This is a genomic window from Sphingomonas sp. SphC10 (assembly GCF_057004845.1).
This window is the reverse complement of record NZ_CM168044.1, coordinates 561,173-585,638: the sequence shown is the minus strand read 5'-3', so window position 1 is coordinate 585,638 and position 24,466 is coordinate 561,173. Positions and strand designations below refer to the sequence as shown.

General features: G+C 66.5%; 24 protein-coding genes. 12 read left to right on the top strand and 12 right to left on the bottom strand.

Annotated features, from left to right (window positions below; all coding sequences use genetic code 11):
- The first annotated feature begins 82 nt into the window (after positions 1-82).
- A complete protein-coding gene (locus tag ACWKSV_RS02720; RefSeq protein WP_042487895.1) occupies positions 83-550 on the top strand; it encodes an Lrp/AsnC family transcriptional regulator in 468 nt (155 codons plus the stop codon).
- 233 nt (positions 551-783) lie between these two features.
- On the opposite strand, the gene ACWKSV_RS02715 is transcribed toward ACWKSV_RS02720, so the two are convergent.
- Complete coding sequence (locus ACWKSV_RS02715) at positions 784-2,073, bottom strand: hypothetical protein (protein WP_076715759.1); 1,290 nt, start codon at positions 2,071-2,073, stop codon at positions 784-786.
- Positions 2,074-2,241: 168 nt separating this feature from the next.
- Here ACWKSV_RS02715 and yaaA point away from each other — a divergent pair, with 168 nt between their 5' ends.
- The 5 genes from yaaA (at position 2,242) to ACWKSV_RS02690 (ending at position 8,505) form a co-directional block, all read left to right on the top strand.
- The gene (yaaA, locus tag ACWKSV_RS02710; RefSeq protein ID WP_076715757.1) at positions 2,242-2,997 is read left to right on the top strand and encodes a peroxide stress protein YaaA; all 756 of its coding nucleotides are present in this window, start codon (positions 2,242-2,244) and stop codon (positions 2,995-2,997) included.
- On the top strand, positions 2,994-3,692 hold the full coding sequence (locus tag ACWKSV_RS02705) for an SDR family NAD(P)-dependent oxidoreductase (RefSeq protein ID WP_076715756.1): 699 nt from the start codon (positions 2,994-2,996) through the stop codon (positions 3,690-3,692). The genes yaaA and ACWKSV_RS02705 overlap by 4 nt, the downstream gene beginning before the upstream one ends.
- A gap of 342 nt (positions 3,693-4,034) precedes the next feature.
- Complete coding sequence (gyrA, locus tag ACWKSV_RS02700) at positions 4,035-6,785, top strand: DNA gyrase subunit A (protein WP_056432920.1); 2,751 nt, start codon at positions 4,035-4,037, stop codon at positions 6,783-6,785.
- A complete protein-coding gene (locus ACWKSV_RS02695; RefSeq protein WP_076715754.1) occupies positions 6,782-7,132 on the top strand; it encodes a DUF952 domain-containing protein in 351 nt (116 codons plus the stop codon). The genes gyrA and ACWKSV_RS02695 overlap by 4 nt, the downstream gene beginning before the upstream one ends.
- A 128-nt stretch (positions 7,133-7,260) precedes the next feature.
- A complete protein-coding gene (locus ACWKSV_RS02690) occupies positions 7,261-8,505 on the top strand; it encodes a methyl-accepting chemotaxis protein (RefSeq protein WP_076715753.1) in 1,245 nt (414 codons plus the stop codon).
- Positions 8,506-8,509: 4 nt separating this feature from the next.
- Here ACWKSV_RS02690 and ACWKSV_RS02685 read toward each other — a convergent pair whose 3' ends face one another.
- Complete coding sequence (locus ACWKSV_RS02685) at positions 8,510-8,944, bottom strand: DUF488 domain-containing protein (RefSeq protein ID WP_076715751.1); 435 nt, start codon at positions 8,942-8,944, stop codon at positions 8,510-8,512.
- A 74-nt stretch (positions 8,945-9,018) separates the two neighbouring features.
- On the opposite strand from ACWKSV_RS02685, the gene trmFO reads away from it, so the two are divergent.
- Entirely contained in the window at positions 9,019-10,413 is a 1,395-nt protein-coding gene (gene trmFO / locus ACWKSV_RS02680; protein WP_076715750.1) for a methylenetetrahydrofolate--tRNA-(uracil(54)-C(5))-methyltransferase (FADH(2)-oxidizing) TrmFO, read from the top strand.
- On the opposite strand, the gene ACWKSV_RS02675 is transcribed toward trmFO, so the two are convergent.
- The 4 genes from ACWKSV_RS02675 to pdhA form a co-directional block, all read right to left on the bottom strand.
- Positions 10,322-10,813 carry an EF-hand domain-containing protein gene (locus tag ACWKSV_RS02675; RefSeq protein ID WP_076715748.1) on the bottom strand — a complete coding sequence of 164 codons (492 nt, stop codon included), beginning with the start codon at positions 10,811-10,813 and terminating at the stop codon, positions 10,322-10,324. The two genes, trmFO and ACWKSV_RS02675, sit on opposite strands and share 92 nt — an antisense overlap.
- Before the next feature lie 278 nt (positions 10,814-11,091).
- Positions 11,092-11,784: a squalene/phytoene synthase family protein gene (locus ACWKSV_RS02670; protein ID WP_076715747.1), complete on the bottom strand. Its 693-nt coding sequence runs from the start codon at positions 11,782-11,784 to the stop codon at positions 11,092-11,094.
- An 88-nt stretch (positions 11,785-11,872) separates the two neighbouring features.
- Positions 11,873-13,303: a pyruvate dehydrogenase complex E1 component subunit beta gene (locus ACWKSV_RS02665; RefSeq protein ID WP_076715745.1), complete on the bottom strand. Its 1,431-nt coding sequence runs from the start codon at positions 13,301-13,303 to the stop codon at positions 11,873-11,875.
- A 1-nt stretch (position 13,304) separates the two neighbouring features.
- On the bottom strand, positions 13,305-14,348 hold the full coding sequence (gene pdhA, locus ACWKSV_RS02660) for a pyruvate dehydrogenase (acetyl-transferring) E1 component subunit alpha (RefSeq protein WP_056432896.1): 1,044 nt from the start codon (positions 14,346-14,348) through the stop codon (positions 13,305-13,307).
- A 171-nt stretch (positions 14,349-14,519) separates the two neighbouring features.
- Between pdhA and ACWKSV_RS02655 the strand changes: the two genes are divergently transcribed.
- From ACWKSV_RS02655 to ACWKSV_RS02645, 3 genes are read left to right on the top strand one after another with little or no spacing between them, the layout of a single operon-like run.
- A complete protein-coding gene (locus tag ACWKSV_RS02655) occupies positions 14,520-15,872 on the top strand; it encodes an MFS transporter (RefSeq protein WP_056432894.1) in 1,353 nt (450 codons plus the stop codon).
- Entirely contained in the window at positions 15,869-16,789 is a 921-nt protein-coding gene (gene cysK / locus ACWKSV_RS02650) for a cysteine synthase A (protein WP_076715744.1), read from the top strand. The genes ACWKSV_RS02655 and cysK overlap by 4 nt, the downstream gene beginning before the upstream one ends.
- Positions 16,786-18,081 (top strand): cell wall hydrolase, encoded by a 1,296-nt coding sequence (locus tag ACWKSV_RS02645; RefSeq protein WP_076715742.1) that lies wholly within the window; start codon positions 16,786-16,788, stop codon positions 18,079-18,081. The genes cysK and ACWKSV_RS02645 overlap by 4 nt, the downstream gene beginning before the upstream one ends.
- Positions 18,082-18,212: 131 nt before the next feature.
- On the opposite strand, the gene ACWKSV_RS02640 is transcribed toward ACWKSV_RS02645, so the two are convergent.
- The 4 genes from ACWKSV_RS02640 to ACWKSV_RS02625 all read right to left on the bottom strand — a co-directional run bounded on the left by ACWKSV_RS02640 (position 18,213) and on the right by ACWKSV_RS02625 (position 19,870).
- On the bottom strand, positions 18,213-18,623 hold the full coding sequence (locus ACWKSV_RS02640; RefSeq protein ID WP_076715741.1) for a MerR family transcriptional regulator: 411 nt from the start codon (positions 18,621-18,623) through the stop codon (positions 18,213-18,215).
- Positions 18,624-18,656: 33 nt separating this feature from the next.
- Positions 18,657-19,154: a hypothetical protein gene (locus tag ACWKSV_RS02635; protein ID WP_237243575.1), complete on the bottom strand. Its 498-nt coding sequence runs from the start codon at positions 19,152-19,154 to the stop codon at positions 18,657-18,659.
- Positions 19,151-19,513 (bottom strand): phosphoribosyl-AMP cyclohydrolase, encoded by a 363-nt coding sequence (gene hisI / locus ACWKSV_RS02630; RefSeq protein WP_076715739.1) that lies wholly within the window; start codon positions 19,511-19,513, stop codon positions 19,151-19,153. Before hisI ends, ACWKSV_RS02635 begins: the two co-directional genes overlap by 4 nt.
- Before the next feature lie 105 nt (positions 19,514-19,618).
- On the bottom strand, positions 19,619-19,870 hold the full coding sequence (locus ACWKSV_RS02625) for a DUF7218 family protein (RefSeq protein WP_076715738.1): 252 nt from the start codon (positions 19,868-19,870) through the stop codon (positions 19,619-19,621).
- 144 nt (positions 19,871-20,014) lie between these two features.
- Between ACWKSV_RS02625 and purF the strand changes: the two genes are divergently transcribed.
- Both purF and ACWKSV_RS02615 read left to right on the top strand, forming a co-directional pair.
- The gene (gene purF, locus ACWKSV_RS02620; protein ID WP_172839649.1) at positions 20,015-21,466 is read left to right on the top strand and encodes an amidophosphoribosyltransferase; all 1,452 of its coding nucleotides are present in this window, start codon (positions 20,015-20,017) and stop codon (positions 21,464-21,466) included.
- Positions 21,466-22,176 (top strand): SDR family NAD(P)-dependent oxidoreductase, encoded by a 711-nt coding sequence (locus ACWKSV_RS02615; RefSeq protein WP_076715736.1) that lies wholly within the window; start codon positions 21,466-21,468, stop codon positions 22,174-22,176. The genes purF and ACWKSV_RS02615 overlap by 1 nt, the downstream gene beginning before the upstream one ends.
- A gap of 135 nt (positions 22,177-22,311) precedes the next feature.
- Here ACWKSV_RS02615 and ACWKSV_RS02610 read toward each other — a convergent pair whose 3' ends face one another.
- Together ACWKSV_RS02610 and ACWKSV_RS02605 are read right to left on the bottom strand one after the other, a co-directional pair.
- Positions 22,312-23,286, bottom strand: a complete 975-nt coding sequence (locus tag ACWKSV_RS02610; RefSeq protein ID WP_076715734.1) for a DNA polymerase III delta subunit-related protein — start codon at positions 23,284-23,286, stop codon at positions 22,312-22,314.
- 7 nt (positions 23,287-23,293) lie between these two features.
- Complete coding sequence (locus ACWKSV_RS02605; RefSeq protein ID WP_056432870.1) at positions 23,294-24,466, bottom strand: D-alanyl-D-alanine carboxypeptidase family protein; 1,173 nt, start codon at positions 24,464-24,466, stop codon at positions 23,294-23,296.

Here is a 24,466-nt window from a genome sequence, read left to right as displayed (position 1 = left end):
AGAATTACGGTAGTGCGTAATTTTCTTATAGTACGCCGTCAAAGAGCATAGGGATTCGGCAGTTTATGTGGAGTATCGTGTAATGGCGCTCGATCGCATCGATCGGCAGATCCTGGCGCTGTTGCAGGCCGATGGCCGTATGACCAATGTGGAGCTGGCCGAACGCGTCGGATTGACCGCCCCGCCCTGTCTGCGTCGCGTCCGCGCGCTGGAGGAAGCGGGGGCCATTCGCGGCTATCACGCCGACCTGGACGCCGCACGCCTGGGCTTCCCGATCACCGTCTTCGCGATGGTGTCGCTGCGCAGCCAGGCCGAGCATGATCTGGCCGCCTTTGAGGCGCATGTCGCGGGCATCCCCGAGGTGCGCGAATGCCATATGCTGAACGGCGAGATCGACTTCATCCTGAAGATCGTCGCGTCGGACCTGAAGAGCTTCCAGGAAATCCTGACCGGCCATCTGACGCCCGCGCCGAACGTGGCCAGCGTCAAGACGTCGCTGACCATCCGGACGGCCAAGCAGGTTTCGGGGATACCAATCGAAGCCGATTGATCCGGTTTCGGAGGCGATAAAAAAGGCCGGTTCTCCGTGGCGGAGGGCCGGCCTTTTTGGTTGGGGGACGTCGCGTAGCCTTCGACTTCGCTCAGGCTGAACGGACGTGGGAATTGTCGGAAAACGCAAGTCCGGCCTGACAGCCGTTCAGCCCGAGCGAAGTCGAAGGCAACGCCCCGCGCTCCACCAAGAACGGAAAAGGCCCGCGCCCTTTCGAGCGCGGGCCCCATTCCTTACGCCTGGGTCGAGAGCCAGGTGTTCCAGAAGCTCGCCAGATCGGCACGCGGAGCACCCTTGACGGTATCGAAGGCAGCCTTCGCGCCCGCTTTGTCGCCGCTGGCGGCCAGCGCGATGCCGAGGCGGGTATTCACCTCATTGGCGTCGACGCCACCCTTTTGCAGCGCCAGGCGATACAGCTCGGCCGCCTTGGCGTTGTTGCCCTGGCCGTAATAGGCCTCGGCGGTCAGCGCGGCGAGCTTGCCGTCGGCGGCCGACTTGGCGCGCGCCTCGGTCGGGGCGAGCGAGCCTTCCTGGCGGTTCTTGGTCTCGGCGGCGGTCAGCATCGCCTTGGCCGTGGCATTGCCAGCCGGGATCTTGCCGGTCGCCATGCCTTCCTTCAGCACGGTCGCGGCTTCGGCAGGCAGGCCCTTGTCCGTCGCGTACTGGGCATATTCCATATAGTCGTTCTGGTCGGCCAGCGACTTGGACGCGCGCATCAGGCGGAACAGGTCGAGCTTCTGGTTCTTGTCCAGCGTCGCCAGCGAACCCTGCTGCAGACCATAGATGACCAGCGCGTTGCGCCAGTTCTGCGGGGTCGGATAGGCCGCGATCCACTTGCGCATCCAGCCGAGCGTCTCAGGGACCATCTTGGCCTTGTTGGCGCGACCGATGGCGAACTTGTAATAATCCTCCGGCGCCTTCTGGCCCGAGGCGCTCATCTGGTCGATCACCGAGGACAGCTCGGCATTGCCGCCCGCCACGTCGCCCATCTCGATCTTCGACTTGACGATCAGCATCGGCAGGTTGGGATCGTTATAGCCCAGCTGCTTGGCCTGCTGGAAATATTGCAGCGCGATCGGATACTGCTTGCCGTTGAAGGCCAGCGCACCCCGACGATAGACATAGCGCGGCTTGTCGGCCGCCGGGGTCGACGGGCTGTTGATCAGCGCGTCGAGCGGCTTCGCCAGCACCGCCTCGTCGACCGGAGCGTTCGGATTGGCCTGCTGGGCCGCGAACAGCTTGCCCGATTCGAGCTCGTAGCGCATCGCCGCGGCGATATACTTGTCGTCTTCGGTCTTGGCCGCAGCCTCGACCGCGGCGACCAGCGGATCGGCGGCGGCATAATTCTTCTGCTGCAGCACCGGCTGCGCGGCCTGGGCCGCCTTCAGCGCCTCGGGGCTCAGCTTCAGGCCACCGGCCGCTTCTTCCTTCTTCTTCTGCGCAGACAGCGGCGCGGTCAGCACGACGCTGCCCATGCCCGTCGCGAGCGCGGCCGCCAGCGCGAGCTTCGGTAGGATTTTCATGCGAATTCTCTCCAAGAATACAGCCGGTCGGTCCGGGATCGTCGATGGCAGGCTTGATAGGGACAGCGCGCGTCCCGTTCAAGCAAAGCGATTGATGGATGTCCCCTCTATCCAACAACCGCTGAACGCGGATTGAACGCGAACGCTCCCGGCGCTAGCCCGCGCGGCATGATCGCCGTCATCTCCCCCGCCAAGACGCTCGACTATCAGAGCCCCCTGCCCGACCTCGCGCCGACCGCGCCCCATTTCGCCGACGAGGCGCAGACCCTGGCCAAGGCGGCCTCCGGACTGGGCGAGGAGAAGCTCGCCTCGCTGATGCGAATCTCGCCCGCGCTGGCGCAGTTGAATGCCGAACGCTTCCGCGATTTCGACACCGCGCCGGAGCGGCCCGCCATGTTCGCCTTTGCCGGTGATGTGTATACCGGGCTGGAGGCCAAGTCGCTCGATGTGCCCGCTGTTCTCTTCGCGCAGGACCATCTGCGGATGCTGTCGGGCCTGTACGGTCTGCTCCGCCCGCTGGACGCCATGCGCCCCTATCGGTTGGAAATGGGCACGCGCTGGGCGCCCCATAAAGCTGGTTCGGGCGGTGGCAAGCTGACCGACTGGTGGGGCGACCGCATCGCCGAGCGACTGACCCAAGAGGTCGAGGCGGAGGGTTCCGGCACCATCCTGAACCTCGCCAGCCAGGAATATTGGCACGCGGTCGACGGCAAGTTGCCCGCCGCGATCCGGGTCATCGCGGTCGATTTCCGCGAGGGCGACCGTTTCATAAGTTTCCATGCGAAGAAGGCGCGCGGCGCCATGGCCCGCTGGATGATCGAACATCACGTCACCGATACCGATGCGATGCGCGGGTTCGATAGCGACGGTTATGCGTTCGATGCCGAGGCGAGCACGCCGACCCTTTGGAGATTCGTGCGATGAGAGAGTGGAAGCAGGCGATCGTCATCGGTGCCTCGGGCGGGATCGGCCAGGCAATGGCCGATGCGTTGGAGGAAGAGGGTGTCCGCGTCACCCGCCTCGCCCGCTCGATGCCGGGTGACGGCCATCTCGATATCGAGGACGAAGCAAGCATCGCCGCCGCCGCCGAACGCATCGCCAGGGGCCCCGCCCCCGATCTGGTGATCGTCGCCACCGGCCTGCTGCATGACGGAGAACGGGGACCGGAAAAGGCGCTCGACCAGCTTTCACCCGAATGGCTGGCGCGCAATTTCGCGGTGAATGCGATCGGCCCGGCGCTGGTCGCCAAGCATCTGCTGCCGTTGATGCCGCGCACGGGCAAGACGCTGTTCGCGGTTCTCTCCGCGCGGGTCGGGTCGATCTCCGACAATCGCATGGGCGGCTGGTACGGCTATCGCGCGTCCAAGGCCGCGCTCAACCAGTTCGTCCGGACGCTGGCGATCGAGCACAAGCGGCGCAACGACCGCTCGATCGTCGTCGCGCTGCACCCCGGCACGGTCGACACCGCGCTGTCCAGGCCGTTCCAGGGCAATGTCCGCCCCGGTGGCCTGTTCGCACCCGACCGTGCGGCGGTCCAACTGCTCGACGTGATCGACGGGCTGAAGGCTCCCGACAGCGGCAAGCTGTTCGACTGGGAAGGCAAAGAGGTTCAGCCCTAACCATTCCTCCCCGGTACGGGGAGGATCACAAAGCACTGATTATCATTCAGATTACAACATCGTAACATCTGCGACATCCGGCCGAAACCGCGGCCTGCGCATAAGGACCGGGCTGGCCGCCGTTTACTCCCGTCGGTGGCCAGCTCCTCCAAAGTCCCGCGAACCTGCTGCCGAGGGGGGGAGCATATTCCGTCGGGCCTGCCCCCGCCGCCTCGTTCGACGCAACCACCGTCCCTCCCGAACGGCTGCTCGCGAATGGGTCGCGCGGGGGTGGTCAGGCGGCTCACGCTCGGCTAGTACCTTCGGTTCCCATCTGACCATCAAGCCGGAAAGCAACAGACTTTGGCCGACGAGACGACCCTCGCGGAACCTTCCGATATTTCGACGATCTCCATCGTCGACGAGATGAAGTCGAGCTATCTCGACTATGCGATGAGCGTGATCGTGGCGCGTGCGCTGCCCGATGTCCGTGACGGCCTGAAGCCCGTCCATCGCCGTATCCTCTACTCGGCCGCCGAAAGCGGCTTCGTCGCGGGCAAGCCCTATCGCAAGTCGGCGCGCATCGTCGGCGACGTGATGGGTAAATACCACCCGCACGGCGACAGCGCGATCTATGACGCGCTGGCCCGCATGGCGCAGGACTGGTCGATGCGCGTGCCGCTGATCGACGGTCAGGGCAATTTCGGCTCGATGGACCCCGATCCGCCCGCCGCGATGCGTTATACCGAAGCGCGTCTGGCCAAGGTCGCCAATTCGCTGCTCGACGATCTCGACAAGGACACGGTCGACTTCCAGCCCAACTATGACGGCTCGGAACGCGAACCCTCGGTCCTGCCCGCCCAATACCCCAACCTGCTGGTCAACGGCGCGGGCGGTATCGCGGTCGGCATGGCGACCAACATCCCGCCGCACAATCTGGGTGAAGTCGTCAATGCCTGCCTGGCCTATATGGAAAACGGCGCGATCACGGTCGAGGAACTGAACGAGATCGTCCCCGCCCCCGACTTCCCGACCGGCGCGCTGATCCTCGGCCGCTCGGGCGCGCGTTCGGCCTACCAGACCGGGCGCGGTTCGATCATCGTGCGCTCGCGCCACGAGATCGAGGAGATGCGCGGCGACCGCCGGGCCATCGTCCTCACCGAAATCCCCTATCAGCAAGGCAAGAACGCGCTGGTCGAAAAGATCGCCGAGGCCGCCAAGGAAAAGCGGATCGAGGGGATCAGCGACATTCGCGACGAATCGAACCGCGAAGGCGTTCGCATCGTCATCGACCTGAAGCGCGACGCGACTCCGGAAGTCGTGCTCAACCAGCTGTGGCGGCACACACCCGCCCAGACCAGCTTCCCGGCCAACATGCTCGCCATTCGCGGCGGTCGGCCCGAGCTGCTGAACCTGCGCGACATCATTCAGGCGTTCGTCCAATTCCGCGAGCAGGTGATCACCCGCCGCTCGAAGTTCGAACTGGCCAAGGCGCGCGAGCGGGCGCACATCTTGCTGGGCCTCGTCATCGCGGTGACGAACCTGGACGAGGTGGTGCGGATCATCCGTGGCTCGGCCTCACCCGTCGCCGCGCGCGAGGCGCTGCTCGCCCGCGAATGGCCGATTGCCGAGATCGCGCAATATATCCGCCTGGTCGAAGCGGTCGAGCATGAGGGTTTCGGCGACACCTATCGCCTGTCGGAGACGCAGGTTCGCGCGATCCTCGACCTGCGCCTGCATCGCCTGACGGCGCTGGGCCGCGACGAGATCGGCGACGAGCTGAAGGGTCTGGCGGACTCGATCACCGAGCTGCTCGAAATCCTCGCCAACCGCGTGAAGCTCTATGAGGTCATGCGCGGCGAGCTGGTGGCGATCCGCGACCAGTTCGCGACTCCGCGCCGTTCGGAAATCGCCGCCGCCGCCGACGGCATCGACGACGAGGATCTGATCGAGCGCGAGGACATGGTCGTCACCGTGACCATGCAGGGCTATATCAAGCGCACCCCGCTCGATGCCTTCCGCGCGCAGAACCGGGGCGGCAAGGGTCGCTCGGGTATGGCGACCAAGGACGAGGACGTCGTCACCGAGCTGTTCGTGACCAGCACGCACACGCCGGTCCTGTTCTTCTCGAACCATGGCAAGGTCTATCGCTACAAGGTGTGGCGCCTGCCCGAGGGCGGCCCCGCCACGCGCGGACGGCCGATGGTCAACCTGTTGCCGCTGGCCCCGGGCGAGGTCATCTCGACCGTGCTGCCGCTGCCGGAGGACGAGGCGGAGTGGGGCAAGCTCCACGTCATGTTCGCCACCGCCAAGGGCGCGGTGCGCCGCAACTCGATGGATGCGTTCACCAACGTGCCCTCGAACGGCAAGATCGCAATGCGCTTCGAAGAGGGCAGCGAGGACCGGCTGATCGGCGTCGCGCTGCTCGGTGCCGAAGACGATGTGCTGCTCGCCACCCGTTGCGGCCGCGCAATCCGCTTCGCCGCCGACGATGTCCGCGAGTTCCAGAGCCGCACCTCGACCGGCGTTCGTGGCATCGCGCTGAAGGGTGAGGACGAGGTCATCTCGCTCTCGGTCCTGCACCGCGTCGGCACCACCCAGGAGGAGCGCGAGGCTTATCTGCGCTTCGCCCCCTGGAAGGGTGAGAAGGAAGGCGAGCCCGAACTGTCGGTCGAACGCTTCGAGGAGCTGCGCAATTGCGAGCAGTTCATCCTGACCGTCTGCGCCAATGGCTATGGCAAGCTGTCCTCGGCCTATGAATATCGTCGCACGGGCCGCGGTGGTCAGGGCATCACCAATATCGACAATATCGCCCGCAATGGCGATGTCGTCGCCAGCTTCCCGGCGGCCAAGGGGCATCAACTGATGCTCGTGACCGACCAGGCCAAGCTGATCCGCATGTCGCTGGCGAGCTTGCGCGTCATCGGGCGCGGCTCGGCGGGTCTGCGGCTCTTCAACGTCGCACCGGGCGAGCATGTCGTCTCGGCCGCGCGCATCGAGGAGACCGAGGAGGATGCCGAGATGAACCTGGCCGACGGCACCCCCGAGATCGCGCCCGAGCCGGATGCGGTCGTCGGCGAGAACTTGGCCGCCGGACCGGAGGACGGCGAATGACCCTTCCCGCCACCGCCTATAAGGTGCTGACCGCCGATCAGATGGCGGTGTTGGAGCAGGAGGGCGTCTTTGCGGGCGCCCCGGTGGATCTGGCCGATGGCTATATCCACCTCTCCACCGCCGCCCAGCTGACCGAGACGGTGGACAAGCACTTCGCCGGACAGACTGACCTGCACATCGCGGCCGTCGATCTGGAGGCGATGGGCGAGGCGGTGAAGTGGGAGGAGAGCCGTGGAGGCCAACTCTTCCCGCATCTTTATGCCGATTTGCCGCTGACGGCGGTGATCGCCTATGGCCCGATGAAGCGGGACGAGGACGGCACGGTCCGTCTGCCGGTGGCGGGCTAATCCCCCACCGGCATCGGCCGATTCCGTTTCGTCATCGAAACGTCACAAAATCATCACATCGCGTTTACGGTCCTGTCGTACGGCGGATCGTGATGAAGCCGCCCGCCTTCTCCTCCTGGTCCGCAACTATGGAAAGCACGGTCATCGCGGCGGATGCATCGCTGATCGACGCCATCGCGCTGTTTCGGCAGAGCCCGGACATGCGGCTGCTGCCGGTCCTGGATGCCGAACGACGGCCGGTCGGGGCGATCGTCGAACGCGATGTGAAGGGGTTGCTTTACAACCCGTTCGGCCATGCGCTGCTTCACAACCCCGATTTCGGCGCCAGCCTGACCGCCTATGTCCGCCCGCATCCCAGTTGTGAGGAGGACGCGCCGCTAGCCGAAAAGCTGGCGCTTCATGCCGATTGGGGTGCCCCCGACGCGCTGATCCTGACCCGCAAGGGCGTGTTCACCGGCCTGCTCGACGCCGCCCGGATCGCCCGGCTGGCGGCCGACGCGCAGATGGCCCTAGCGCAGGAGCGCATGGTGCGGGCGCGGCGTATCGACGAGGCCGCACGATCCTTCACCGCCGACATCGCCGCCCTGTCCGCGGATCTGCTCCGTGCCACGGCCGATATGGGCGGCATGGCCAGCACCCTCGCCCGTTATGCCGGGGAGACGCAGGGCAGCGCGGATCGCATGACCGAGGCGATGGCCGATACCGGCCACGCGCTCAGCGATATCGCCGCGCGCGGCCATGGTCTGGCCGACGCCTTTGCCGCCATCACCCGCGACATGGACCAGTCGCGCACCATTCGCGAGGTCGTCCGCCACCGGATCGCCGCCACCGACCAGCGGGCGGATGCGCTGACCGCAAGCGCGACGACGATCGACACCCTGCTGACACTGATCGAAACCGTCGCAGCGCGCACCAATTTGCTCGCACTGAACGCCGCGATCGAGGCGGCGCGCGCAGGCGATGCCGGGCGGGGCTTCGCCGTCGTCGCGCATGAGGTGAAGGCGCTGGCCGGGCAGACCCGCGAAGCCGCACGCGACGCCGCGCGCAATATCGGCGAGGTCACCGCCAACCTCCACGCGCTGGTCGCCGAACAGGCGCAGCTCAACCGCGCGGTCGACACGATCGGCGCCATCTCGCAATCGATCGACGAGGCGGTGGCGGCACAGGGCTTCGCCACGACCGGCATCGCCGCCAGCGTCGACCAGTCGGTCGCCTCCGCGCACCGCGTCGGCCAGCAGGTCCATCAATTGCAGCAGGATGCCAACCGGATCGACCAGGACGCCGGATCATTGCTGACCCTGGCCCAGGCGCTGGAAAGAAATATCGGGATGCTGCGCGACCGCACCGACGCCTTCGTCGCGTCCGTTCTCTGATGCGTCAGACGTAGAGATCGACGACGGTCATCCCCTGCCCCACCGCCTCCAGCAACAGCGTCCGGTGGCAGTGGCAGGGATCGCGCTCGAAGCATAGCAGCGCACTCGGTTTCTCGCCCGCCAGATCGAGCATCCGCGCGGCGGCCGCCTGCGCCTCGGGCAGGGCCAGCTGGTCGTCATAGACCTCGCGCAGGGTGCCGACATCGCCCTTCTTGGCCGCATCGCGGCCGCGCTTGGGGGTGCCCAAATCCCTCAGATGGACATAATCGACCCCGACCTCCTTCAACGCGGCGGTCAGCGGCGACTTGGAAAATCCCGGACGCCGGGACAGCGGCAGCGCGCGGACGTCGATCAGCCGTTCGACCCCGGCCGACTTCAGCGTCGCGAGGAAGCCGTCGACGGTCGCGCCCTCGTAACCGATGGTGAAGATGGTGGTCATGTCACCGACTTGGGGAGCCGGGTCCCACACGCCAAGTCCTTCCAACCGGGGCCGTCCGGGTTTAAGGCGGCGCGATGACCTATGACATTCATGTGATCGGCGGCGGGCTCGCGGGCTCGGAAGCCGCGTGGCAGCTCGCCGAGGCGGGCCTGAAGGTGCGCCTGTCCGAAATGCGCGGGGGCGCGGACACCACCCCTGCCCATCATGGCGGCGACCTGGCGGAGCTGGTCTGCTCCAACTCCTTCCGTTCGGACGATGCGACCTCCAACGCGGTCGGGCTGCTGCATCAGGAAATGCGCGCGCTCGGCTCGATCATCATGGCCAAGGGCGACACCCATGCGGTGCCCGCCGGGTCCGCGCTCGCGGTCGATCGCGACGGTTTTTCGGGCGGCGTGACCGCGGCGCTCGAGGCCCATCCCAACATCACCATCGTGCGCGAACGGATCGATGCATTGCCGGACGGCCCCGCGATCATCGCGACCGGCCCGCTGACCGCGCCGTCGCTGGCGGGCGGCATCGGCGAGGCGACCGGCGCGGACGCGCTGGCCTTTTTCGATGCGATCGCGCCCATCGTCCACCGCGACTCGATCGACATGGACGTCGCCTGGTTCCAGAGCCGCTGGAACAAGGGCACGGGCAAGGATTACATCAACTGCCCGATGGACAAGGAGCAATATTACGCCTTCCATCAGGCGCTGCTCGACGGCGAGAAGACCGAGTTTCGCGAGTGGGAAAAGGACACGCCCTATTTCGACGGCTGCATGCCGGTCGAGGTGATGGCCGAGCGCGGGGTCGAGACGCTGCGCTTCGGGCCGATGAAGGGTGTCGGGCTGGATGATCCGCGCACCGGGCGCTGGCCCTATGCGGTGGTCCAGCTGCGACAGGATAATGCGGCGGGGACGTTGTGGAACATCGTCGGTTTTCAGACCAAGCTGAAATATGCCGAGCAGATCCGCATCTTCCGCACCATTCCGGGCCTAGAAAAGGCCGAGTTCGCGCGGCTGGGCGGGCTGCACCGCAACACCTTCATCCGCTCGCCCGAGCTGCTCGACGCGACGCTGCGGCTGAAGTCGCGGCCGAACCTGCGCTTCGCGGGCCAGATCACGGGGTGCGAGGGCTATATCGAGAGCGCGGCGATCGGCCTGCTCGCCGGACGTTTCGCTGCCGCCGAACTGACCGGCAAGACCATTGCACCGCCGCCGGTCGAGACCGCCTTGGGTGCACTGCTCGGCCATATCACCGGGCTGGCGGAGGCCGAGACCTATCAGCCGATGAACGTCAATTTCGGCCTGTTCCCGCCCATTCCCGGCCGGACGAAAAAGGCCGACCGCAAGCGGATGTATACCGACCGCGCGCGCGAGGCGCTGCCCGGCTGGCTCAATTCTCTTCCGCCTGGCCCGCCTCCGGTGCCTCAGCCGGTGCCATTCGCGCCGGAGGACAGTCCCGCCGAGCAGCCGGTCGACGCTTGACGGCGGTGGTGGCGAACTCGGCCGCGTTCATCGTGCCCGACTTGTCATGGTCGGCGGTGGCGAATTTGGTTGTGGCCTTGACCGCCCATTCGTCGAAGGACAGCTTGCCGTCGCCGTCCCGGTCCAGCTTGGCGTAGGCCTTGCGACGCGCGGCGAGATATTCCTCGCGCGTGATCGTGCCGTCGCGGTCCTTGTCGTAGCGGTCGAAGCGCTTCTGTTCGCGCGTGCGGGCGGAGGCTTCGGGTAAGGGTACGTCGTCGGCGGCGATTTGCGGGGAAGCCGCCGTTGCGGCGTTTGCGGCGGGGAGCGGGGACGGTGTGTCCGGGCGGCTGCCCCATAGGAACAGCCCTGCCCCCACCAGCACGAGCGTGCCCAATCCACCGGCCAGATAGCGCCACATCGGTTCCGTCTCCCCCCGTTCGACGGGCTTATGGTTAACCGGGGTGAGGCCTGGGCGACAAGGCGATTCCCTTGGCCTTCGGCTTCGCTCAGGCTGAACGGGGTTACTGGCCCCTGCCGCACCTCGGGCGTACCCCGGCGAAGGCCGGGGTCCAGTTTCTCTGCCTTATCGACGGCGTAGGCATTTGCTTCTTCGCCTATCCATGGCGCGCCATAAGCCGCGTAGTAACTGGACCCCGGCCTCCGCCGGGGTACGGCTCCGTTGCGAGAATAGGGGCGTCAGCGCCCCGTCAGACCGTGCCACGCCAATCGCGCGGCGCGCATCGGGTGGCCCGGCAGACGATCCGGATGACGCAGGCTTTCGCGGGCCAGGATGGCCAATCCACTCAAACCCCGAACCGGCTTGGGTGATTTCGACGCCAGTATCGCGTCCAAATCCAACAGAGCCGCAGCCCCGATTCGCGTGCGGGACGCTTCATCGAAAACATGCTGCGCCAGATCGGCCTTCGCCCATCCCTCTCCCAGCGGCGCCGTCCCCGATTGCCCCAGTAACCGGCCGACGCTCGCAAACAACACGCCCCCACGCGCCTCGGCATGGCGCGCAATCCGCTCGTCATCCAGCGCCTCGCCATCATCGAGAAGTGCTTCCCACCCCTCGATCATCGGCGCGAGGTCCGCTCCCCGGACGCCACCGGGCAGGACCAAGTCCGCCAGCCGCTGCAACACCGGATGCGCGGGGGCGGGCTCGTGGTCGAGCTTTTCCAGCGCCTCATACCACCAGGTCAGCCGCATCTGACCGATCATCGGCTCGGTCGTGCTTTGCAGGATCGAGGCGAGTTGGTGGTCGAGATCGAGCAGCGCCGCAAACCCCTCGCGTGCCGACGCGGGTGCATAACCCACCGCCAGCGCCTGTTCGCGCATCACCGCTTCGATGGCGGGCGGGGGCGTGGCGGATGCGGGAGCGTCGGTCATCCCCTGTCCTTCGCACAGGTCGCGTGCATGAAAAAGGGCCTCCCGGTTTCCCGGAAGGCCCCTTTCAACCAACAGGTTACTTCACGGCTTAGCCGCGATAGGTCACCTTCTTGACCGCCGCGACGACCTTGTTCGCGTCGACCAGCGCCAGCTTTTCGAGGTTGGCGGCATAAGGCAGCGGCACGTCCTCGTTGGTCACGCGCAGCACCGGCGCGTCGAGATCGTCGAAGCCTTCTTCCATCACGACGGCGGTGATTTCCGACGCGATCGAGCAGGTCGGCCAGCCTTCCTCGACCACCACCAGACGGTTGGTCTTGGCGAGCGACTTCAGCACCGTCTTGGTGTCGAGCGGACGCAGCGTGCGCAGGTCGATCACCTCCGCATCGATGCCCTCGGCGGCCAGCTTCTCGGCGGCTTCGAGCGCGACGCCCACGCCGATCGAGTAGGAGACGAGCGTCACGTCCTTGCCCTCGCGCATGATCCGCGCCTTGCCGATCGGCAGGACGAAATCGTCCATCTTGGGCACGTCGAACGAACGGCCGTACATCAGCTCGTTCTCCAGGAAGACGACCGGATCTTCCGAACGGATTGCCGCCTTCAGCAGGCCCTTGGCATCGGCCGCGTCATAAGGCGCGATCACGATCAGGCCGGGAACCGAGGCATACCACGGGCCGTAGTTCTGCGAGTGCTGCGCACCGACACGGCTGGCGGCACCGTTGGGGCCACGGAACACGATCGGGCAGCGCATCTGGCCGCCGGACATATAGTTGGTCTTGGCGGCCGAGTTGATGATGTGGTCGATCGCCTGCATGGCGAAGTTGAACGTCATGAACTCGATGACCGGGCGCAGGCCGCCCATGGCCGCACCCGTGCCGACACCGGCAAAGCCATATTCGGTGATCGGCGTGTCGATCACGCGACGGTCGCCGAACTCGTCCAGCAGGCCCTGCGTCACCTTATACGCGCCCTGATACTGGGCGACTTCCTCGCCCATCACGAAGACGCGGTCGTCGGCGCGCATTTCCTCGGCCATCGCATCGCGCAGCGCTTCGCGGACGGTGAGCTTCACCATCTCGGTGCCTTCCGGGATTTCCGGCGAGGCGGGCGCTTCCTGCTCGGCCGCGGCGACCAGCTTCTGCGTGCCGCTTTCCTGCTCGGCGGCGGCGGCACCTTCCGGCATCGGCGGCGCGTTGTGGTCGGTGGCCTCGTTCTTCGGCGCGGCATTGGCGGCATCGCCCGAACGCGAACCCGAAGCGGCGGCGGACGCGACGTCCTCGCCCTCTTCGGCCAACAGCGCGATGGCGGTGCCGACCTTCACATTGTCGGTGCCCTCGGCCACCAGGATCTTGGCGATCACGCCTTCATCCACGGCTTCGAATTCCATCGTCGCCTTGTCGGTCTCGATCTCGGCCATGATGTCGCCGGACTTGACCGTATCGCCTTCCTTCACGAGCCACTTGGCGAGCGTGCCCTCTTCCATGGTCGGGGAAAGGGCCGGCATCTTGATCTCGATCGCCATCTTAGTAACGCTCCACCAGCACTTCAGTGTAGAGTTCAGCCACGTCGGGCTCGGGGGTCTGCTCGGCGAAGTCCGCCGCTTCGTTGACCTGCTTGCGGATGTCCTGCTCCAGGACCTTCAGATCGGCCTCGGTCACGCCCTGCTCTTCGAGCAGCCGCTTCACGTGATCGATCGGATCGGACTTGTCGCGCACGCCCTGCACTTCCTCGCGGCTGCGATACTTGGCGGGGTCGGACATGGAGTGACCGCGATAGCGATAGGTCTTCATCTCGAGGATGACCGGGCCCTTGCCCGCGCGGACCCAGGCCAGCGCCTCTTCGGCCGCACCACGACAGGCCAGCACGTCCATGCCGTCGACCTGGATGCCGGGGATGCGGAAGCTTTCGCCACGGCGATACAGCTGGTCCTCGGACGAGGCGCGGTTGACTGCGGTGCCCATGGCATACTGGTTGTTCTCGATCACGAAGATGATCGGGAGCTTCCACAGCTCGGCCATGTTGAAGCTTTCGTACACCTGGCCCTGATTGGCCGCGCCGTCGCCGAAATAGGCGAGGCAGACGCCGCCGTCATTGCTGTACTTGTGCCCGAACGCCAGGCCGGTGCCCAGCGACACCTGCGCGCCCACGATGCCGTGGCCGCCGTAGAACTTATGCTCGGTCGAGAACATGTGCATCGACCCGCCCTTGCCCTTGGAGATGCCGGCGGCACGCCCCGTAAGCTCGGCCATGATGACCTTGGGATCGATTCCATAGGCCAGCATATGGCCATGGTCGCGATAGCCGGTGATGACCGAATCCTTGTCGCCGTCGAGCGCCGACTGGAGACCCACCGCCACGGCTTCCTGGCCGATATACAGGTGGCAGAAACCGCCGATCAGGCCCAGGCCATAAAGCTGACCCGCCTTTTCTTCGAAGCGGCGGATCAGGAGCATCTGCTTGTAGAAATCCAGCAACTGTTCCTTGGTAGCCTGGAACGGTTGCGGTTCGGCGGGACGCTCCCGATTGGGAATGGGGGGCTCGCTGGTACGGCTTGGAGCTTTTGCCACAGTCGGGAACACCTTTGTTTCCGTTAGGGAAGGATGGACGCCTATTGGCGTGCTTTGTCATGAAACTCAATTCCCCCTCTTAATTCCCATCAGGACAGCGGGAATTTAACGGGGAATAGCTTTGCCTTGGTTGCCTTGTCGGCGAACCGCAGCCTACAACGCTGGCCGATTATGGATAGACCCGTTCACCCGTTCCGCATCGCCAATTTCCGCAGCTACTGGCTTTCGCGGTTCAGCGGTACCATCGCCGTTTCCGCCATGTCGATCGTCATCGGGTGGCAGGTGTACAATCTGGCGCGCGAGACGATGGACGTGCGCCAAGCCGCCTTCATGCTGGGCATGATCGGCTTTGCGCAGTTCGTGCCGCTGTTCCTCTTGACCCCGATCACCGGGCTGGTCGCCGACAGCGTCGACCGGCGCTGGATCGTGCGGGCGACGACGACGCTTCTGGTCCTTACCGCTGCGACGCTCTGGTTGCTTACCTGGTCGGGGCATCTCACGCTGGGCGCGCTGTTCACCGCCGCCGTCGCCTTCGGCATCGCGCGGGCCTTTTCGGGACCGGCCTATTCCTCGCTTGCCCCCAATCTCGTGCCGCGCGAAAGCCTGCCAACCGCCATCGCGGTCAGTTCGATCGCGTGGCAGGTCGGCACGATCGCGGGGCCGAGCGTCGGTGGCCTGCTCTATGCGGTGCATCCCGAATTCGCCTACGGCGTCGCGACCCTGTTGTTCGCCGTCGCCCTGTTCTGCATCTTCCTGATCGGCCCGGTGCCGCAACCCCCGGCGCAGACCGACCGCCGCCCGCTGACCCGAATCGTCGAGGGGTTCAGCTATGTCCGCCGCAACCGGTTGGTGCAGGCGGCGATCACGCTCGATCTGTTCGCGGTGCTGCTGGCGGGCGCGACCTCGCTGTTGCCGGTCTATGCGCGCGACATCCTTCACGTCGGATCGCAGGGGCTGGGCGTGCTGGCGGCGGGCATGGGAATCGGGGCGGCCACCACCGCGATCTGGTTCTCGTTCAAGCCGATGACGCAGAATGTCGGGGTGAAGATGCTGATCGCGGTCGTCGTGTTCGGCCTGTCGATCCTGACCTTCGGTATCGCCAGCCATATCACCGGCGCGCTGGGTCTGGACACGGGGACGCTGGCGGTGAACGGCTTCAACATCTTCATTCACCCCGCCTTCCTGCTCAGCCTGATCGCGCTGATCTGCGCAGGCGGCGCCGACATGGTGTCGGTCTATGTCCGCCAGTCGCTGATCCAGCTTCACACGCCCGACGAAATGCGCGGACGGGTGAGCGCGGTGTCGCAGCTGACCATCTCTGCCTCCAACGAGCTTGGCGAATTCGAGAGCGGGGTGATGGCCTCGATCCTCGGCCCGGTCGGCGCGGTGGTGTTTGGCGGACTGGGCGCGATCGGCGTCACCCTGCTCTGGTCGCGACTGTTCCCGGAACTCCGACGCGCGCGAACCTTTGATCCGCCTGAAATCCTTGCAACCGAACCTAGCCACGGAGAAGCCAAGCCATGAAGGCCAACACCATCCTGGAAACGATCGGCAATACGCCGCACATCAAGCTCCAGCGGCTGTTCCCCGGATCGGAGGTCTGGATCAAGTCGGAACGCTCCAACCCCGGCGGTTCGATCAAGGACCGTATCGCGCTGGCGATGATCGAGGCGGCCGAGGCCAAGGGCGAGTTGAAGCCCGGCGGCACCATCGTCGAGCCGACCAGCGGCAACACCGGCGTCGGCCTGGCGATGGTCGCGGCGGTCAAGGGTTACAAGCTGATCCTGGTCATGCCCGAATCCATGTCGATCGAGCGCCGCCGCCTGATGCTGGCCTATGGTGCGACCTTCGACCTGACGCCGCGTGAAAAGGGCATGAAGGGCGCGATCGAACGCGCGCTGGAGATCGTGCGCGAGACGCCCGGCGCCTGGATGCCGCAGCAGTTCGAGAATCCGGCGAATATCGACGTGCATGTCCGCACCACCGCGCAGGAAATCCTGAACGACTTCCGCGATTCGCCGATCGACGTCATTATCACTGGCGTCGGCACCGGCGGCCATATCACCGGCGTCGCCGAGACGCTGAAGAAGGAATGGCCGGGCCTCAAGGTCTATGCGGTCGAACCCGCCGCCTCGCCGGTCATCCAGGGCGGCCAGCCGGGTCCGCACCCGATCCAGGGCATTGGCGCAGGCTTCATCCCCGCCAATCTGCACACCCAGGCGATCGACGGCGTGATCGAGGTCGATGCGAATGTCGCCAAGGACATGGCGCGCCGCTCGGCCACCGAAGAGGGGCTGCTGGTCGGCATCTCGTCGGGCGCGACGCTGGCCGCGATTCTACAGAAGCTGCCCGACCTGCCCGATGGCACGCGCGTGCTGGGCTTCAACTATGACACGGGCGAGCGTTATCTGTCGGTGCCGGACTTCCTGCCCGAACAGTGAGCGATGTGTCCCGGCCGCGCGGCGGCACCCGCGCGGCCCTGTTCGCCCCCCTGATCGTGATCGCCGGTACGGCCAGCGTCGTACCGGCTTTGCTCGTGGCGAATGCGCCCGACATGCCCCGGACCCAGCACAGGTCGGCCCAGCGGGCTCGCCCCGCGCCGCGCGTCGTCCCTCCCGCCGAGCTGCCCCCGGTCGAGCCGGTCGCGTTCGTCGACATGAGCCCGGACGAGGCGCGCGCCTATAATGCCGGCGTGCCGTTCTCGACCGATCCCAACCCGGCCGCCCGGCCCTTCCTCTATCGCGGATCGGCGGAGGACAAGGCGCGGGCGCTCGACTGTCTGGCGGCGGGGGTACTGTACGAGGCGGGTGACGACGCCAAGGGCGAACAGGCCGTGGCGCAGGTCGTGCTCAACCGGCTCCGCCATCCCGCCTTCCCCAAGACGGTGTGCGGCGTGGTGTTCGAGGGTCAGGAGCGCAGCACCGGCTGCCAGTTCACCTTTACCTGCGACGGGGCGCTGACCAAGTGGCAGCCGCCCGAAGCCGCCTGGACCCGCGCACGCCAGGTCGCGGCGATGGCGCTGAACGGCAAGGTCTTCCCGGCGGTCGGCCATTCGACCCATTACCATACCGATTGGGTCGTGCCCTATTGGCAGGCGAGCCTGGACAAGGTGGCGCGGGTCGGCAGTCATCTGTTCTTCCGTTGGTCCGGCTGGTGGGGCACGCCGCCCGCCTTTAACCGGCATATGCTGGCGGGGGAGCCGGTCATCACCCAGCTCGCCCCCTTCTCGCCCGCGCACCGGGCGGGGACCGATGCCAGCGACGATGCCGGAGCCGCGCTGGCCGAAGGGGCCGCCGCGACGGGAACCATGGCACCGCTGGCCAGCGAGCCCGACACGTTCCTGATCACCCTGCCTGCCGGGCTCTCGCCGGACGGCTTCCCGGCGCTGGCGACGACCCTGTGCGGGCCGCGCAAGCATTGCACGGTCATGGCGTGGCGCGATGCCGCCGCGACCGCCTTCTCGGTGCCGCTCAATCAGGTCCAGATGGAAACGATGGCGTTCAGCTATTTCCGCGATGCGGGCATCGGGCTGGAGCGGACCCTGTGGAATTGCGGCGTCTATCCGGCGTTCAAGGGCCCGCGCTGCATGAAGCGCATGTCAATGACCATCGTCCCGTTGGCCGCTCCCACGCCGCAGCCCAGCCCGACGCCGACTCCCACCGGCGAGTTGTCCGGCGTCCGTCGCGCCAGCACGCCACCGGTTGAGCCGAAGCAAAAGATTCCTCCCCTGTAAGGGGAGATGGCAGGCCGGAGGCCTGACGGAGGAGTGTTATGGCCGGAGCAGGTGGACCATCGCTACCGGCGACACCCCTCCACCATCCTTCGGATGGTCCCCCTCCTCTTACAGGGAAGGAATATCGTCGATTAATCCCGGTGCGATTCGACCAGCGCGACGAATTCGGTCAACTCGGCGATGGCTGCGTCGATATCCCGCTTCTGCGCCTGGAGCGCCTCGATCTTGGCGGTGCAGCGTTCCAGCGTCACCTCGCGCTGGAGACGGCGGCCATCGCCCAGATCGTACAGGTCGATCATCTCGCGGATATCGGCCAGGCTGAACCCGACCCGCTTGCCGCGCAGAATCCAGGCAAGCCGCGCGCGATCCCGTTGCGAATAGATACGCTGCGTGCCCCGCCGCTGCGGCGAGATCAGCCCCTCATCCTCGTAGAAGCGGAGCGCGCGCGCGGTGACGCCGAACTCGGCGCACAGTTCGGTGATCGAATAATCGTCGCGATCGGCGCTGGGCAGCGGTTCGGCGGAGGCGGCGACCTGGATCATGACGCCTGAGGCTAAATGCCCTTTACGTGAACGTCAATCAGCACAAAGCGCGGCGCCGTTCGCACTGCGCAAGGCCCGCGCCTCGGCGACCGAAGCGCTGATCCGTTCGACATTCAGTGCCGAGAGCGTCGCCCGGCCGGTGCAGAACGTATTGCAGGTGGAGGGCAATGTCGCGGGGAACTGGATGGCGTCTCCGTCGAACCGCGCGGTGAAGCGACACGCACCGAGCGTCAGCTTCAACGCCGCGCCCGATCGCTCCATGGTGCCGATGGCAGTGCAGCCCTGCCCCTCGCCGTAATCCAGCATCACGCCGACCCGGCGGGCGGGCCCCGTCCCGGCCGGCAGGATGCACATGCGATCCGTGTCCCGCGACCAGATGCCGTCCAGCGGCGCGGCGGCCGGATCGGCGACCAGCCCGGCGGCGATGCTCGCCGCCTCCAGCCGTTCGCCCGCCTTGTCGTCCCCGCCCTGACCCGCCTGCCCACAGGCAGCCAGCAGCAACAGGGACGCCAGCGCGATCCCTCGAATCACGCTACCGGCGCCAGCCCGTCGCCCTCGATCCTACGATAGAAGCAACTGCGCGCGCCGGTGTGACAGGCCGGGCCTGCCGGATCGCAGATCAGCCAGATCGCGTCCTGATCGCAGTCGATCCGCATCTCGACCACGCGCAGCACGTTGTTCGAGCTTTCGCCCTTCTTCCAGAGCCGCCCCCGGCTGCGCGACCAGAAATGCGCGTCGCCCGTGGTCCGCGTGGCCTCCAGCGCCTCAGCATTCATATGCGCCACCATCAGCAACTCGCCGGATGCCCGATCGGTCGCGATCGCGGTCAGCAAGCCATGGGCGTCGAATTTCGGGTCGAGCGTCAGCCCGGTGTCGCGTTGGTCGGCCATGAAGCGGGGTTAGAACGGAACCACGGCTAAGTCACCCATTACGGGCAGGCTCTCCGCCCTCTACCACCGCTTCGGATGGTGGAGGGGCCGACAACGCCAGCGAGCTTAGCCGTGCCCGCGAATCGCCTCGATCAGTTCGCCCTTGCTCATCTTCGAACGCCCTTCGATGCCGATCTTGCGTGCCTCGGCCAGCAGATCGTCCTTGGTCCGATCCTCCAGATGGGTGGCGTTGTGATCCAGGCTGCCCTTCGCCTTGGCATTGGCGATGCGCGCCGCCTTTTCCTTGGATTGGCCCTGCTTGCGCAGTTCCTCATACAGGGCGTCATCCTTGATCTGGGCGCCGTGATCGCGTGCCATATGGCATCTCCTGCTTTCGGTTCCGAAACGCGGTCTTGGCGAAAATGATCCCGCGGATGATGACAAACAGGCGACAAACGCGGACGACGTTCCTATATGCGCCCCGTCTGCCCCTTAGTTGCGAACGTTGCGAGCGCCTCTCCCATGCTGACCACCAACCCCTTCGACGACGATAAACTCCGCGAGGAATGCGGTATTTTCGGTGTGACCGGCGCCGACGGCGCGGCTGCGCTGACCGCGCTCGGCCTGCACGCGCTCCAGCATCGCGGGCAGGAAGCGGCGGGCATCACCAGCTTCGACGGCACGCTGTTCCATACCCACCGCGCGATGGGGCATGTCGCGGGCAATTTCGACCGTGACGACGTGATCCGTGGCCTGCCGGGCGAAGTCGCCTGCGGCCATGTCCGCTATTCGACGACCGGCGACACCTCGCTGCGCAACGTCCAGCCGCTTTATGCCGACCTGTCGACCGGCGGCTTCGCCATCGCGCATAACGGCAATATTTCCAATGCGATGAAGCTGCGGCGCGAACTCGTGCGTCGCGGTTCGATCTTCCAGTCGACCAGCGATACCGAGACGATCATCCATCTGGTCGCGACCTCCAACTACCGCACCCTGCTCGACCGTTTCATCGACGCGCTGAAGCAGGTCGAGGGCGGCTATGCGCTGATCGTGATGACGCCCGAGGGCATGATCGCCTGCCGCGATCCGCTGGGCATTCGTCCGCTGGTCATGGGTCGCCTGGACGGCGCGGTGATCTTCGCGTCGGAGACGGTGGCGCTCGACGTGTGCGGCGCGACCTTCGAGCGTGCGGTCGAGCCGGGCGAACTGGTCATCGTGCAGGGTACCGAGATCCGTTCGATCCGCCCCTTCCAGGCGGTCGATCCGCGCCCCTGTATCTTCGAATGGGTCTATTTCAGCCGCCCCGATTCGATCGCGGGCGACCAGTCGGTCTATTCGGTGCGCAAGGAAATCGGCGCGCAGCTGGCGCATGAGTCGCCGGTCGAGGCCGATCTGGTCATCCCGGTCCCCGATTCGGGCGTCCCCGCCGCGATCGGCTATGCGCAGGCCTCGGGCATTCCGTTCGAGCTGGGCATCATCCGCTCGCACTATGTCGGCCGCACCTTCATCCAGCCGGGCGACAAGGTCCGTCACCTCGGCGTCAAGCTGAAGCACAATGCCAATCGCGCGCTGATCCAGGGCAAGCGGATCATCTTGGTCGACGATTCGATCGTGCGCGGCACCACCAGCCTGAAGATCGTGCAGATGATGCGCGAGGCGGGCGCGGCCGAGGTGCATATGCGCATCGCGTCGCCGCCCACGCGCCACTCCTGCTTCTACGGCGTCGACACGCCCGAGCGCGCCAAGCTGCTCGCGGCCAAGCTGGACCTGGGCGGCATGACCGACTTCATCCATGCCGACAGCCTGTCCTTCGTGTCGATCGAAGGGCTGTACAAGGCGCTGAACGCGTCGCGCGGCGACAAGCCGAGCTATTGCGACGCCTGCTTCACCGGCGACTATCCGACGACGCTGACCGATCATGACGAGACCGCGTCGGTCGACCAGTTCGCGATGCTGGCCGAGCGGGTCGCCTGATGGCGGGTGCGCTCGACGGCAAGCTGGCGCTGGTCACCGGGGCCAGCCGGGGTATCGGCGCGGCGACCGCCATCGCGCTGGGCGCGGCGGGCGCGCATGTCGTCCTGACCGCGCGCACGCCCAAGGGGTTGGAAGAGGTCGAGGAGACCATCTTCAACGCCGGGGGATCGGCCACCATCGCGCCGCTCGACCTGGCCGAGAACGAGTCGATCGGCCGTCTTGCCAGTGCCATCGGCGAGCGCTGGAAGGCGCTGGACGTGCTGGTTCTGAACGCCGGGATGCTGGGCTCGCTGGCCGCCGTCCCCGCGATCGACGCCAAGGAGTTCGCACGCGTCCTGACCCTGAACGTCAGCGCGCAGGCGGCGATGATCGCGGCCTTCGACCCGATGCTCCGCCGTTCGAGCGGCGCGCGGGTGATCGGCGTCACCTCTTCGGTGGGGCGCAAGCCGCGGGCGTATTGGGGCGCGTACGGCGCCTCCAAGGCGGCGTTCGAGACGCTGCTCGGCGCCTATGGTGACGAGACGTCCGAGATCAGCGCGATCCGCACCGCCATCGTCGATCCCGGCGCGACCCGCACGCAGATGCGCGCCAAGGCCTATCCCGGCGAAGACCCCGCCTCGGTGAAGGCGCCGGAAGTGGTGGCCGAACGGATCGCCGCGCTCGCCATCGAGGGCTTCGCGCCGGGGCATTTCGAGCGGGTGGGTCTGTAAGGGCTGTCTGGTCGGCGGCGGGGCGTGGCCTTCGACTTCGCTCAGGCTGAGCGGGGTTAGGGAATTAGACCTGCCCCCCAAGCCCGTTCAGGCTGAGCGAAGTCGAAGCCCACGCCCCGCCCTCGCCCAAAGCTCTCACCGCAACGTCGCGATGATCCCCGCCATCTCGAACACCGTCCCCTGCGCGTCGAGCGACAGCCCGCGCGCCGCCCCGGCCAGATCCTGCGCCGCCGCATAGGCATCCAGCGCCACCTTCAACCCCGGCCCCGACCGCCCGCGTGCACGGCTCGCGATAAAGGCAGGCACCCGGTCCAGAAACGCCTCGTACCGCGCCTGCGACGCCTTGCCCGCCAGCGACTTGGCGAGCTTCACCCGCTCGGCATTGCCGGGATCGCCCGTCTCCGCAATCCGCGCAATGGCACTGTCCAGCCCGGCGATGTTGAGCCCGGCAAAGCGCAGCGCCCGGCCCGGTGCACCATCGGCCACCGCGACCAGCGAGGCGATCTCGTCCTCGTCCGCCTCGGGCAGTTGCTGGCGCAACACCCGCGCGACATCGGCGTCGGACAGTCGCTCGAACCGCAGCAACCGGCAACGCGAACGGATCGTCGGCAGCAACCGCCCCGGCGCATGGCTGACCAGCAGGAACACCGTGCCCGCAGGCGGCTCTTCCAGATTTTTCAGCAGCGCATTGGCCCCGCCGCGCTCCAGATCGTCGATCGCATCGATCAGGACGACCCGCGCCGGGCCCATGGCGGGCGCGGTCGCGAACATCGGCTGGAGCGTGCGGACCTGCGCAATGGTGATCGACCGCGCCAGGTCCTGATCCGGCTTCTCGGCATCCTTGGGCAGCCGCGCCATCACCCGGAAATCGGGATGCGACCCCGCCGCCATCAGCTTGGCGGTCGGATGATCCTCCGGCACCACCAGGCCGGGCGGTAAGGCCCCCGCCCCGCTCGCCCGCGCCAGCAGTCGCGTGGCCGCCGCGCGCGCGAAGCCGGCTTTGCCGACACCCTCCGGCCCGGCGATCAGCCAGGCATGGTGCAACTTGGCCCCGCCCAGCGCGGCGGCGAAGGCAGCCTGGCCCGCATCATTGCCGACCGGCAGCATCAGCCTGCGATCAACCGAAGAGCGAGGTCAGCCCGGACCAGGCGCGACCGAAAAAGCCCGCTTCGTCGACATCCTTGTCCGCGACCAGCGGCAGGCGCTGCGCGGGCATGTCGGGCGAGCTGACGACCAGATCGGCGATATGCTGGCCCGCCTTGATCGGCGCCTTGATCGGGCCCTGATAGACGACCTTGGCGCTGATCGCGGGGTCGAGACCTGCGGGCAGCGTCACGGTCAGCTGGCGCGGGGCGACTAGGCCGACGCTGCTCGACGATCCCATCTGGACCTCGGCATCCGCCACCTTCTTGCCCTTGGCCACGACCGGCTTGGCCTGCCATGCGCGGAAGCCCCAGTTCATGAACTTCACCGATTCCTCGGCGCGCGCGTTCGAGCTGTTCAGCCCGGCCATCACCATCACCAGACGGCGACCATTCTGCTCGGCCGAGCCGGTGAAGCCGTAACCCGCCTCTTCGGTATGGCCGGTCTTCAGGCCATCGGCACCGGCGACGCGGCCCAGCAGCGGGTCACGGTTCGCCTGGGTGATGGCGTTGCCGCCCATCGTCTTGCCCCAGGTGAAGTCCCGCTTCGAATAGAATTGCTTGTAGAGCTGCGGGAAGTCCTGGATCGTGTGATCGGCCAGATCGCCCAGGTCCCGCGCGGTGACATAGGTCACGCCGCCGTCGGGCCAGCCGTTCGACGTGCCGAAATGGCTGTTGTTCAGGCCGATCTGCTTGGCGGTGCGGTTCATCCGCTCGACGAAATTCTGCTCCGTACCCGCGATATGCTCGGCCAGCACGACGCACGCGTCGTTGCCCGACAGGGTGACGATGCCATAGAGAAGATTGGCGACGCTGACCTGCTCGTTCGGCGACAGGAACATGGTCGAACCCGCCTGCGGCCCGTGCCACTTCTTCCACGTCTCCGGCTGCACCGTGACCATGTCGTTCAGCTTCAGCTGGCCCTTCTTGACCAGGTCGAAGGCGACATAGACCGTCATCATCTTCGCCATCGAGGCGGGCGGCATCCGGCGATCGGCATCCCGCTGGAACAGGATCGCGCCCGAGGACAGGTCCTTCATGAAGGCGACCGGCGCGGGCGTGTCGAACTGCGGCGCGGCCGCGATCGAGGGGTAGGCCAGTGCGACGAGAGCGAGCGGGGCGGCGAACGTTGCGTACAGGGTCTTCAT